The organism is Flavobacterium sp. UM26 (assembly GCF_057922445.1).
This window is the reverse complement of record NZ_JBVHCY010000001.1, coordinates 360,971-373,859: the sequence shown is the minus strand read 5'-3', so window position 1 is coordinate 373,859 and position 12,889 is coordinate 360,971. Positions and strand designations below refer to the sequence as shown.

Annotated in this window: 11 protein-coding genes; 6 read left to right on the top strand and 5 right to left on the bottom strand. The window is 35.1% G+C overall.

Features of this window, described 5'->3' with window-relative positions:
• Positions 1-39 precede the first annotated feature (39 nt).
• Entirely contained in the window at positions 40-1,383 is a 1,344-nt protein-coding gene (locus tag ACZ1AQ_RS01640; RefSeq protein WP_489631221.1) for a deoxyguanosinetriphosphate triphosphohydrolase, read from the top strand.
• Positions 1,384-1,475: 92 nt separating this feature from the next.
• Positions 1,476-4,136, top strand: a complete 2,661-nt coding sequence (locus ACZ1AQ_RS01635) for a T9SS-dependent M36 family metallopeptidase (RefSeq protein WP_489631220.1) — start codon at positions 1,476-1,478, stop codon at positions 4,134-4,136.
• A 50-nt stretch (positions 4,137-4,186) separates the two neighbouring features.
• Here the strand turns inward: ACZ1AQ_RS01635 and ACZ1AQ_RS01630 are convergent, their stop codons facing one another.
• On the bottom strand, positions 4,187-5,257 hold the full coding sequence (locus tag ACZ1AQ_RS01630; protein WP_489631219.1) for a DUF3078 domain-containing protein: 1,071 nt from the start codon (positions 5,255-5,257) through the stop codon (positions 4,187-4,189).
• Between the two features lie 24 nt (positions 5,258-5,281).
• Positions 5,282-7,060 carry a 1-deoxy-D-xylulose-5-phosphate synthase gene (locus ACZ1AQ_RS01625; RefSeq protein WP_489631218.1) on the bottom strand — a complete coding sequence of 593 codons (1,779 nt, stop codon included), beginning with the start codon at positions 7,058-7,060 and terminating at the stop codon, positions 5,282-5,284.
• An 87-nt stretch (positions 7,061-7,147) separates the two neighbouring features.
• On the opposite strand from ACZ1AQ_RS01625, the gene ACZ1AQ_RS01620 reads away from it, so the two are divergent.
• Complete coding sequence (locus tag ACZ1AQ_RS01620) at positions 7,148-7,591, top strand: nucleoside deaminase (RefSeq protein ID WP_489631217.1); 444 nt, start codon at positions 7,148-7,150, stop codon at positions 7,589-7,591.
• A gap of 232 nt (positions 7,592-7,823) precedes the next feature.
• Here ACZ1AQ_RS01620 and ACZ1AQ_RS01615 read toward each other — a convergent pair whose 3' ends face one another.
• Together ACZ1AQ_RS01615 and ACZ1AQ_RS01610 are read right to left on the bottom strand one after the other, a co-directional pair.
• The gene (locus ACZ1AQ_RS01615) at positions 7,824-9,368 is read right to left on the bottom strand and encodes an Rne/Rng family ribonuclease (RefSeq protein WP_489631216.1); all 1,545 of its coding nucleotides are present in this window, start codon (positions 9,366-9,368) and stop codon (positions 7,824-7,826) included.
• 384 nt (positions 9,369-9,752) lie between these two features.
• The gene (locus tag ACZ1AQ_RS01610) at positions 9,753-10,073 is read right to left on the bottom strand and encodes an HU family DNA-binding protein (RefSeq protein WP_489631354.1); all 321 of its coding nucleotides are present in this window, start codon (positions 10,071-10,073) and stop codon (positions 9,753-9,755) included.
• A 104-nt stretch (positions 10,074-10,177) separates the two neighbouring features.
• On the opposite strand from ACZ1AQ_RS01610, the gene mutY reads away from it, so the two are divergent.
• Genes mutY through gldD form a run of 3 tightly spaced genes read left to right on the top strand, consistent with a single transcriptional unit; the run spans position 10,178 to position 12,285 of the window.
• Positions 10,178-11,221, top strand: coding sequence for an A/G-specific adenine glycosylase (gene mutY / locus ACZ1AQ_RS01605; RefSeq protein ID WP_489631215.1), 1,044 nt, complete (start codon positions 10,178-10,180; stop codon positions 11,219-11,221).
• Positions 11,222-11,265: 44 nt separating this feature from the next.
• Positions 11,266-11,703 carry a single-stranded DNA-binding protein gene (locus tag ACZ1AQ_RS01600; RefSeq protein ID WP_489631214.1) on the top strand — a complete coding sequence of 146 codons (438 nt, stop codon included), beginning with the start codon at positions 11,266-11,268 and terminating at the stop codon, positions 11,701-11,703.
• A gap of 21 nt (positions 11,704-11,724) precedes the next feature.
• Positions 11,725-12,285 carry a gliding motility lipoprotein GldD gene (gene gldD, locus ACZ1AQ_RS01595; protein WP_489631213.1) on the top strand — a complete coding sequence of 187 codons (561 nt, stop codon included), beginning with the start codon at positions 11,725-11,727 and terminating at the stop codon, positions 12,283-12,285.
• A 200-nt stretch (positions 12,286-12,485) separates the two neighbouring features.
• Here the strand turns inward: gldD and ACZ1AQ_RS01590 are convergent, their stop codons facing one another.
• Positions 12,486-12,860: a cation transporter gene (locus tag ACZ1AQ_RS01590; protein ID WP_489631212.1), complete on the bottom strand. Its 375-nt coding sequence runs from the start codon at positions 12,858-12,860 to the stop codon at positions 12,486-12,488.
• Between the last annotated feature and the right edge of the window lie 29 nt (positions 12,861-12,889).

The following is a 12,889-nucleotide window of genomic DNA, read 5'->3' as shown; positions in this document are numbered from 1 at the left end:
GTATTTGTATATTTGACAACTAATCATCCACAAAGTAAAATGAACTGGGAACAACTATTATCATTAAAACGTCAAGGCGACACAGGAAAGCGTTTGCGCATCGAACAAGATGAAACTCGTTTAGGGTTTGAAGTAGATTATGATCGCATCATTTTTTCGTCTGCTTTTAGAAGTTTGCAAGACAAAACTCAAGTTATTCCATTGTCTAAAACCGATTTTGTGCATACCCGTTTAACGCATAGTCTAGAGGTTTCTGTGGTAGGACGTTCTTTAGGACGATTAGTTGGAAAAAAAATAATTGAAAAATATCCCTACTTACAGGATATTCACGGCTATCAAATGAATGATTTTGGAGCCATTGTTGCTGCGGCTTCTCTCGCTCACGACATTGGAAATCCCCCATTTGGACATTCTGGAGAAAAAGCTATTGGAGAGTATTTTTCAATTGGAAAAGGACAACAATACAAAAATCAATTAACTCCCAAGCAGTGGCAAGATTTGGTTGATTTTGAAGGTAATGCTAATGGCTTTTCGGTATTGAATAGTTCTCGTCCAGGAGTCGAAGGTGGAATTCGATTATCATTTGCTACTTTAGGTGCTTTTATGAAATATCCAAAAGAGAGTTTGCCAAAAAAGCCTACCAAAAATATTGCTGATAAAAAATATGGATTTTTTCAAACCGATAAAGATTTTTTTCAAGAAGTAGCTCAAGAAATGGGGATGATTCCCAATAAAAGCAACCCAGATATTGGCTTCGAAAGACACCCATTGGCCTATTTGGTCGAAGCTGCCGATGATATTTGTTATACTATTATTGATTTTGAAGACGGAATTAATTTGGGATTAATTTCGGAAGATTTTGCATTAGAATATTTAATTAAGTTAGTAAAAGACAGTATTGATTCTTCTAAATACAAGACACTAGAAACCAAAGAAGACAGAATTAGCTATTTGCGCGCCTTGGCAATAGGAAGTTTAATAAATGATGCCGTAAATGTCTTTATTGAAAACGAAAACCACATTCTTGCTGGTAATTTTCCTTTTGCGTTAATGGATAAAAGTAAATACAAAGCACAAATGGATGATATCATCAAAATTAGTGTCAAGAATATTTATCAAAGTCGAGAAGTCATTGAAAAAGAATTGGTGGGCTATCAAATTATCCAAACCCTTTTGGATAAATTTATTGTTGCTTTTAATAATAAATTTGAAGGTAGGGCTTCCAATTACGACCAATTAATTTTAAAAATGCTTCCAGAAAAGCATCATCTTGAAAAAGAAAATCTTTATGAACGCTTGTTGCACATCTGTCATTATATCTCTATACTGACGGATGGAAATGCTTTATTGATTTATAAAACACTTACGGCTGCAAAAAATTAACAAGTGTTGTAGGGTTGATTTGTTTTAAAAATGTTGGATATCAATTAGTTTTGTTACATTTTTGTGTTTCTATTATTAATCGACTAACATATATGAAAAAAACATTACTTTTTTGTTTATTTATGATTTCTTTATTTGGATTTTCTCAAACAAATAAAGAGATTATTCAACGATATTTAAATACAACTGCATCAAAATCAATTTTTTCAAAAGATGATTTTTCGGACTGGGTAATACAGAGCGATGGAGGAACTACAACATCTGGAATTAAAAATTGTTATGTAGTTCAGCGCTATGGTGGGATTGAGATTTTTAATGCGATTTCAAATTTTTCCATTAAAAATAATGAAGTTATTGCAGTTCAACAAAGAGTCGTAAATGGGCTTTCTAAAAAGGCAAATACTACTAAGGCTAATTTGTCAGTAATCGAGGGTTTAAAAAAGGCTTATTCACAATTAGGAATTGTTCCAGTCAAAGAGTTTGTATTACTTGAAACAACAACTGTTAATAAATACAAGGTTTCGAATGGTTTAGATATAGCCGAGCCTGTTCTTGCTAATTTGGTTTATCATCAAGCATTGGATGGTGATTTAATTTTAGCTTGGGATTATACAATTTATACTCCTAAACACGATCACATTTGGAGTGTCAGAATTGATGCTAATAATGGGGATTTATTAGAGAAAAATGATTTTGTAATCTCTTGTAGTTTTGATCACAAAGCTGAAAATGTTTCTTCTAAACAGTTTGATAAGTCGGTTTTTGATATTAGTTACAAACAGATTTTCACTCCACAAGCTTTAGCTTCAAATTCTGGTACTTATCGAGTTCTGCCTTTTGAGTTTGAAAGTCCTAATCATGGTCCCTTCAAATTATTAACTAATGTAGAGAACTCGACTGCTTCGCCATTTGGTTGGCATGACACCAATGGAGTTGTTGGTCCAGAATATACCATAACAAGAGGAAATAATGTTTGGGCTAAAGAAGATTTTTTAGGTAATAATTCAGCAAACGGCACAAGTCCTGATGGAGGACAAAATCTCATTTTTGATTATCCATATGGAGGAGTTGGAGTCGCTGCTTCAACTTATATAGACGCGTCAACAACAAATTTGTTTTATATGAACAATATTATGCATGATGTGTGGTATCAGTATGGATTTAATGAGTTAAATGGCAATTTTCAAGAAAATAATTATGATAAAGGTGGTAAACAAGCTGATTATGTAATTGCCGAAGCACAAGATGGATCTATGTCAACAGTAATGAGTTTGAATAATGCTAATTTTTCAACGCCTACAGACGGTAACCCTGGAAGAATGCAAATGTTTTTGTGGAATAGATTACCTCAAATAAAACCAATTAAAGTGAATTCGCCATCCTCAATTGCGGGTTCTTATGTTGCTAGACAAAATAATTTTAATCCAGGAAAAGTGGATTTACCAATATCGCCTAATTCTATTCAATCAGACGTGGTGCTTTATTTAGATAATACAGGAGGAACTTCTGATGCTTGTGTTCCGCCTTCTAATTCTGCTTCGATGAATGGCAAAATTGTTATTTTAAGAAGAGGAAGTTGTGGTTTTGCTGTCAAAGTAAAAAATGCTCAAGATGCAGGAGCTTCTGCTGTAATTGTTGTGAACAATGTTGATGGTGAAATTTCAATGTCAGGTTCAGATGCAAGTATAAAAATACCTGCAATTAGTGTTACTCAAGAAGTAGGTGAAAAAATTATAACTGAAATATTATTTGGAAAAGTAAATATTACATTGCAGCAAGATGCTAATGTTGTTTTTGTTAATGCTGATGGCGACTTTGATAACGGCATAATTGCACATGAGTATGGACATGGAATCTCAACACGTTTAGCAGGTGGTAGCAATAACTCTAGTTGTTTAACTAATGCCGATCAAATGGGAGAAGGATGGTCTGATTGGTTTGCCTTAATGATGCAAATTAAATCTGGAGATAGCCCAGGGTCTAGAAGAGGGATAGGGACATTTGTATCTTCTGAACCAACTGATGGTGTAGGTATTAGAAGCTATCCTTATTCGACAGATAGAAGTGTTAATCCAATGACTTTTGCAGCAACCAATAATTTTCAGTACCAAGAAGATGGAGTAGAAAAAACTTCTGTACATGGAGTAGGGTCTGTTTGGGCAACTATTTTATGGGATTTAACTTGGGCTTACATCAATAAATATGGGTTTGATGCAAATAAATATAATGGGAATGGAGGAAATAATAAAATCATGAAAATTGTTTTGGATGGTATTAAACTCCAGCCATGTAATCCTACTTTTGTTGAAGCTAGGGATGCGATAATTGCTGCTGATCAAGCACTTACAGGTGGCGCTGATTTTTGTATGATATGGGAGGTATTCGCATCAAGAGGGCTGGGGGTTAATGCTTCGTCAGGTGATAGAAATAAAGGGAATGATCAAGTTGAAGATTTTACTAGACCTGCTAATGGAGCAAATTGTACTTTGGCTGTAAATGATTTGGAAAAGCTTAATATTATGTCTGTTTATCCAAATCCAACAAAAGGATTGCTTACGATCAAAATTAATCAATATAGTGGACTCGTTAATGTAAATGTGCTTGATTTAAATGGTAGAGTAGTCATAAAATTTGATAACCAACCATTCGAAAATCAAAAACAAATCGATTTAAGTAGTTTGCAATCTGGAATGTACCTAATTAAAGTAACGGGTGTTGGACTAGATTATGTCGAAAAAGTAATTATTAAATAATTGAACTATTTTAAACAAAAAGATCTGTTGTAAGACGGATCTTTTTGTTTTTAAAACTCATAAACTATACCTACTCCTAAAACTTGTTTTAACTGTACTTTTGGTCCTTCGGTGATTTGAACACCGTTTTCTTCACTTTTAGATTTAATATCATCGTCGTAAATTAATTGCGAACCGATATTAGCTTTCACATATTTATTAACTACAAGTTCTAACTGAAGATTCCAATCTATATCAATATTACCAAATCTATTAATATAATCGGAGTACAAACTTAACCTGTTATCCAGATGAATGTTTTTAAAAATTTCCTTTTTTATTTGGCTTGAAAAAAGAAAACCCAACTCTGATCTCGATCGTTTACCATTTTTTACCAAAACTCCATTCGTGTCATAAATGGCAGCATCAACTCCAAAAGCACCTTGATTAGCTAATCTTTGATCTAAAACTAAAGTTGTTTTTGAGGTAAATGGAGAGATGTAATACGAGTAATGTTTCTTTTTGTCAATTTTCTCTGCTCCAAGACCTATAAAAAAGTACGCAGGAGCAAAAGCTCTAGAAATAGCTACTTCTTTGTTGGGGTAAGAGTATCCGTCAGTGAATTGAGTATTGAAATTAAATTTTGCAGAGTAATACCAATTGGTCAAGGTGTCTTTTCGATAACCAAAAGTGGAGTTAATTAAGACAGCATCATCTGTTTTACGCAATTCAATTCCATCTTGTTTGTTAAGACCATAGCGAAAAATCAATTCATTTTGCCATTTGTAATTTTCTCTGGTATAGACTCTAGTGAAATTTCCTTTCACTAATCCAGAAATAGAGCTTGTACCCCCTGCATTCCAGTTTACAAAAGCAATTTGAGTGATATCAAAACCAAGCTTATTCTTTTTTATCCAGTTTGAAATCCCTAGGGTATTTACAGAGGTTTTTCGTATTGTAGGTGCTTTTATTGGGGGTAAAGAAGTTGGTATAACGAAAGGCCTAAAAGTGGGACCAGCAGTAGGAGTTAAAAGAGTAATAGAATCGTTTGTAGTTTCTGGTAGTGTTGTGGTTTCTTGCGCAAAACTTTGAAAAGAAAAACTAAAGAATAATAACAAAAGTGGTATTGGTATAAATTTCATTATTGGCTTTTTAATAAATGCAAATTAACTGATTTTGTGGCTTGAAAAAAAGTCTTTCAAGCTTTTAACGTCAATTTTGCAAGCGTATTGTAATTCGTTTACAGTTCCTTGTTCAATAAAAGTATCAGGTATTCCGAGTGTTCTAATTGTTTTATAGTAATTATGAGAAGCAGAAAATTCGAGTATAGCTGTCCCAAAACCTCCTGTTATCACACCGTCTTCTACAGTAATTATTGTTTCAAATTGATTGAAAATAGTATGTAAAAGTGTCTCGTCAAGTGGTTTTACAAAGCCAAAATGATAATGAGCATAATAAGATTTGTTCTCTAATTCTTCGATTGCTTTTATTACATTATTACCAATGGTTCCAGTAGAGAGAACGGCAATAGAAGTTCCTTCTTTTATGCAAATGGCTTTTTCTAGCGGTATTTTTTTGAAAGGTGATTTCCAATTGATGAATTCACCTCTGCCTCTAGGGTAGCGTATGGCAATAGGTTGGTTAATTCCTAATTGAACAGTGTATAAAATGTTTTGGAGTTCTATTTCGTTCAACGGAGCGTATATTATTAAATTTGGAATGCATCTTAAATACGCTAAATCAAATACTCCATGATGTGTAGCACCGTCTTCACCAACCAATCCTGCCCTGTCTAAGCAAAAAATGACAGGTAAGTTTTGTAAGGCAACATCATGGATCACTTGGTCGTAGGCTCTTTGTAAAAAAGTCGAATAGATGTTACAATATACAATCATTCCTTGTGAAGCCATTCCGGCGGCTAGTGTTACAGCATGTTGTTCAGCAATACCCACATCAAAAGCACGATCTGGGATTTCATCCATCATAAATTTTAGAGAACTTCCAGAAGGCATCGCCGGTGTTATTCCGATGATTTTTTTATTTTTTCGAGCTAAATCTAAAAGAGTTAAACCAAAAACATCTTGGTATTTTGGAGGCAAGTTAGCTTCTGATTTAGGAAGTAAATCTCCTGTCTGTGCATTAAACTTGCCTGGCGCATGGTATTGAACCTGGTTTTCTTCAGCTTGTTGAAGTCCTTTGCCTTTAGTGGTAATAACATGAAGGAATTTTGGTCCTTTTATGCTTTTTAAGCGTTTTAATTCTTTAATAACAGCAGGAAGGTCGTGACCGTCAATTGGTCCTGAATAGTCGAAATTCAGGGATTTTATCATGTTGTTTTGTCGGTGGTTTTTCCCCTCTTTTACGGCTGTAAGGTACTCTTTTAAGGCGCCAACACTAGGGTCAATTCCTATGGCATTGTCGTTTAAAATGACCAGCAAATTGGCTTCAGTCACTCCAGCATGATTAAGTCCTTCAAAGGCCATGCCTGAGGCAATTGAAGCGTCACCAATTACGGCAATATGTTGTTTTTCGAAATCTCCATTTAAGTTGGAAGCAATAGCCATTCCCAAAGCTGCAGAAATTGAGGTCGATGAGTGACCTACGCCAAAGGTGTCATAAATACTCTCGCTTCTTTTTGGAAATCCTGAAAGACCATTGAGCTGTCTGTTGGTATGAAAAACAGCTTTTCTTTCGGTTAGAATTTTATGTCCATAGGCTTGATGACCTACATCCCAAACCAACAAATCATTTGGAGTGTCAAACACATAATGTAAAGCAATGGTCAATTCAACCACACCAAGACTTGCGCCTAAATGCCCTTCTTTTACTGCCACAATATTGATTATAAAATCGCGTAATTCTTGTGCTAGAATAGGGAGTTGCGCTTCACTTAGTAAGCGTAAATCTTTTGGGTTGTTGATATGTTCGAGTAAATTGGATTTCATTTATAATCAAAAAGCGAATTTACGGTTTTGTTTTTTATATTTTTGCGATTCACTTAATTATTCCCCGCCATGGTGGGTTAGGCGACTATGATACATCCTTTCACAGACGAATATTTTATGAAGAAAGCTTTGCAAGAAGCTGAAATGGCTTTTGATAAAGGTGAAATTCCTGTGGGAGCCGTTATTGTTGTGGCCGAGAAAGTCATTGCTAGAACCCATAATTTGACCGAATTGCTCAACGATGTTACGGCTCATGCCGAAATGCAAGCCATAACCGCAGCAGCCAATTTCTTGGGTGGAAAATATTTAAAAGATTGTACATTGTATGTGACTTTAGAGCCTTGCCAAATGTGTGCAGGGGCTTTGTATTGGAGTCAAATTTCTAAAATTGTTTTTGGGGCTAGTGATACGCACCGTGGGTATGAAAAAATGGGTACTCAATTGCATCCCAAAACTACGGTAGTCCGAGGTGTTTTAGCAGAAGAAGCTGCAGATTTAATGAAGCGTTTTTTTGCTGAGAAAAGAAAGTGATTGAACTCCTTAAAACCCTAGCCCAGATAGGAACGGCATCCTTTTACTGCCTTCTTTAGGCAGGAAAAGATATAGTGGATAGCTGGAAATAGCTCCTAATTATCCTTTTGAATTTTAAAAAAACATAACCTGAAAATTCACGATTAGATTCAATTGTAATTTGTGAATCTGTGGCTAAAAAAAGACACAAAAAAACCGTCTCGTTAATGAAAACGAGACGGTTTTGTTTGTTTTAGTCTGTAATAACATTTCCTTTTTTGTCATAGAAATGGTATTCTAAATACGTGTAAGCGTCACGTGGTATAATTTTCACCCACTTTTTGTGTTCAAAAAACCATCTTGAACGCAATGATGGAAAACCTTTACTGAGGTAAGCAGCCACAAACGGGTGTACATTGAGTACTACTTTCTTGTGGTTTTTTAGATGTCTTTCAAGATCGGAAGTGATTTTGTCAATGATTAGGATTGGTGCTTCAATTTCACCATTCTCATTATTAGGATCTTCTTCTCTGGTCTTGATATTGACTTCTGGTCTTACTCTTTGTCTAGTAATTTGAACTAACCCAAATTTACTAGGAGGTAAGATTTTGTGTTTGGCTTTATCATCGCTCATCTCTTCTCTAAGGAAGTCGAATAAGACTTTGCGATTTTCGGGATTGGCCATATCGATAAAATCAACTACTATGATTCCACCCATATCTCTTAAACGCAATTGTCTTGCGATTTCGGCGGCAGCAATCATGTTTACTTCCATTGCGGTGTCTTCTTGATTGGTGGCTTTGTTCGAACGGTTACCACTATTAACGTCTATAACGTGCAGGGCTTCTGTATGTTCGATGATTAAATAAGCTCCTTTGCTCATGGAAACTGTTTTTCCGAAGGAAGTCTTGATTTGTCTCTCTATATTATATTTCTCGAATATTGGAGTGTCTTTCGATTGATAAAACTTTACAATTGATTGTTTGGATGGTGCAATTTCTTGCAAGTAATCCTTTGTTTGTTGGTACAACTCTTCATCATCTATTTGAATACCGCTGAAGGTATCATTAAACACGTCTCTAAGGATAGAGGAGGCTCTGTTGAGTTCGCCTAGCACTTTTGACGGATGATGAGCAGTTGGTAATTTCTTACACATTGCAGTCCATCTGCTGAGCAGGTTCTGCAAATCTTTTTCTAATTCGGCTGTATTTTTGCCTTCGGCTACTGTGCGAACAATAACGCCAAAGCCTTTTGGTTTGATGGATTGTACAAGTTTTTTGAGTCGGTCTTTTTCTTTTTTGTCTTCTATTTTTTGAGAAATAGAAACACGATCCGAAAAAGGGACAAGAACGATAAAACGTCCAGCCAAGGATAGTTCTGCACTAATTCTTGGGCCTTTGGTTGATATTGGTTCTTTGACTACTTGTACTAAAACAGATTGATTGGCATTTAAAACATTGGTGATGGTGCCATCTTTATCAATCTCTTTTTCAAACTGAAAGTTTTTTAGGGAGAAATCTTTTATTTTACCTGCGCTTACAAGTTTTATGAATTTCAATTGAGAAGCAAGGTTTGGACCTAAGTCATGATAATGTAAAAAGGCGTCTTTTTCGTAGCCTACATTAACAAAAGCAGCATTGAGTCCAGCAACAGGTTTTCGTATTTTGGCAATAAATATATCCCCAACTTGAAAGTTGCTTGTTTCTTGTTCCTTGTGTAATTCAATTAGTTTTCCATCTTTTAATAAGGCAAAATCTACGGCATCAGAACTAGAACGAATAATTAATTCTTTATTCACGCTGTACATTTTTATCCTTACGTTAAAGTTTTCAGTTTCGGTTTTCAGTTTTCAGTTTTACAACTCATAACTCATAACTTATAACTCATAACTGAATTGTAAGGATGGATTAAACAATATTTAACAGGTTTGACCCGGATGAAGTTTCAGTCGTAGTTTTCAGAGAGCAATATGCAGTTTAAGCTGCAATCTGAAGTCTGAAATCTAATGTCTGAAATTCAAATTTCAATGAACTTTTAAAAAGAAAAAAGTAGTTTAAAACTACTTTTTCTTTTTATGACGGTTAGCTCTCGCTCTTTTTTTACGTTTGTGCGTCGCTACCTTATGTCTCTTTCTTTTTTTACCACTTGGCATATCCTGAAGATTTTATGATTAATTAATAGTTTATTTTGCTTCGTTATTCGTTTTTACGCCTTCTACAAACACCTTCGCTGGTTTAAAAGCTGGGATGTTGTGAGCTGGGATTTTAATAGTGGTATTTTTAGAAATATTTCTTCCTGTTTTCTCAGCTCTAGTTTTCACGATAAAGCTTCCAAAACCTCTTAGATACACATTGTCTCCAGTTTCTAATGAAGTTTTAACTTCATTCATAAAAGTCTCAACTGTTGCTTGAACATCTCCTTTTTCAAGACCTAATTTTTCTGAAATCTTCGCTACGATATCTGCTTTCGTCATTTTCTTTCCTTGTTTAATATGTTGTACTATTTTTTTTGAGGTTGCAAATATACGAATTTAAAAAACAATAAATCAACCTAATTCGTTAAAATTTAATTACATAAACTTTTACTTTTGCTTACAAATTTTTAAAAATGACTTTTTCTAACTCGTTAATTATATGGTATTTACAAAACAAGCGTGATTTACCATGGCGAAATACCACAAATCCATACCCCATTTGGCTCTCAGAAATTATTCTGCAACAAACGCGAGTGGCTCAAGGAATGCCTTATTTTTATGCTTTTTTAAATCAATTTCCTACAGTTGAACATTTGGCTCAAGCCGATGAACAACAAGTGCTTAAACTTTGGCAAGGATTGGGGTATTATTCTAGAGCTAGAAATTTGCATCAAACAGCTCAATATATAGTAAACGAATTAGGGGGTGTTTTTCCGGACACTTATATAGGTCTTTTACAATTAAAAGGTATTGGTGCATATACAGCTGCCGCCATTGCTTCGTTTGCTTATAATGAACCCGTACCTGTGGTTGATGGCAATGTGTTTCGTGTGTTGTCTCGGTATTTCGGAATAGAATCGGATATAAGTACTGGAAAAACCAAAAAAGAATTTACTGCTTTGGCAGCCGAATTACTACCCAAAGATAAGCCTGCACTTTTCAATCAAGCCATAATGGAGTTTGGAGCATTACAATGTGTGCCTAAAAGTCCAAATTGTAACGAGTGTGTTTTTAATAGCAGTTGTGTTGCTTTGCAAAAAGGAAAGGTAGGTGAGCTACCTGTAAAATCCAAAAAGCTAAAAGTAAGCCATCGTTACTTTAATTATATAGTAGTAAACGATGCTATTGGGAATACCAAAATTCAACAGCGAACCGATAAAGGGATTTGGTACAATTTATATGAGTTTCCTTTGATAGAAACACAACAAGAGGAAGGTTTCGAAACCATTGCGTCTTTAATTCAGAAAGATACTTCTTTTGGTGCTTCGGTAGTGCGTATTCAAGAGGTGAATCCTATTAGTATAATACATAAATTATCACATCAGCATTTGAATATCAAGTTTTGGAAAGTAACCCTTGATTGTATTTTAGATGATGGAGTAACCGATGAAGAAGTGAAAACCTTTCCGTTTCCAATAGTGATTCACAATTTCATCGAAGCAACTAGGGCTGAATAATTTTAAAAAAATAATGTATCTTTGATAGAAATACCATTGTAATCATGAACGGAACATTGAATAAAGTGATGTTAATAGGGCATCTAGGAGACGACATTAAGATGCATTATTTTGAAGGCGGCAATTGTATTGGACGCTTTCAATTAGCAACAAACGAAGTCTATATCAATAAATCGACCAACGAAAAAATCACTTCAACAGAATGGCATAACTTGGTGGTACGCAACAAAGCTGCCGAAATATGCGAAAAGTATCTTTCTAAAGGAGATAAAATATATGTAGAAGGACGCATCAAATCACGACAATGGCAAGCCGAAGACGGAACCATGAAATCCACCACCGAAATTCAAGTTACAGAGTTTACTTTTTTGACCACCAAAAAGGAACATGAACAGAAAGCCAATAACTCACAAGAATTACCAAAAAACACTAACTTTGACCCCTCAAATGGCGGTTTGCCTATAAACGACTTGCCATTTTAGGGAAGTTGTAATGTAAAAAAAATGAAAAGAAAAGTTAGTATACTTATTATAGGACTTGTGCTGTTGGCAGTAACAGGTTGTAAAGACGACGTCTTGCCTAAGCCTTCAGGCTATTTGAGATTGGACTATCCAGAAGCTAAATACATCGATTTTAAAAATTCCTGTCCCTTTACTTTCGAAAGAAATGATGCTGCGATAGTCGAGGGAAAATCAGATTGTAGCTACACTATCACCTATCCCAAAATGAAAGCCACTATTTATTTGACATACAAACCGGTGTCAAACAACATTAAACAATTATTGCGTGACGCTCAGAAATTAACTTTTGAACACGTGATCAAAGCCGATGATATTATTGAACAACCCTACTTAAATCCAGACAAAAAAGTGTATGGTATGTTTTATCAAGTAGACGGTAATGCGGCTACCAATTCGCAGTTTTACGCCACCGATAGCACACGACATTTCATTACAGGTTCAGTTTATTTTTATGCCAAGCCTAATTTCGACTCTATTATGCCGGCGGCTAGTTACATCAAAAATGACATGCAGCACATCATGGAAACCTTAAAATGGAAGTAATTTTTTAGGAGCACAACACTAGGTTTTTCAATTACGAATCCTCCTGCTGTTCGTTATATCTTTCCCGCCGAACCCCGGCGGCAAAGGATGCCACTGCCATCAGGGCTAGTTAGAACGTGTAGTTTTTCATAAGGCCGTAAACAGAATAAAAAAAAGCATTCGTTTATCGCGAATGCTTTTTTGCTTAAGGATTTTTCTACCTATGACTTAGTATTTACAACTTTATAGGTTTTACCATCGGCTACACCCTCAATTACTTGAGTTAGTGACGTTGGGTTTTGAACGGTTTTGTCAAAAGTTACTGTTGCTAACTTTGTATCAAAATCAACGGTAGCTTTTTCTACCCCTTCAGATTCTGCCAATTTTTTTTCGATGGTTTTTGCGCAACCTACGGCACAAGTCATTCCTTCGATAGCAAAACTTGCGGTTTGTACATTAGCGGCAGCAATTGGTTTTTTAGCCGCAGGAGCTTCAGTTGTTACTGCTTCTGGTTTTGCTGCTTCAGTTTCTTTTTTGCAACTTATCATAACGATACTTGCAATTGCAATAGCTATAATCGTTTTTTTACTATTCATTTGGTATTGATTTAGATGAACTTAAAATG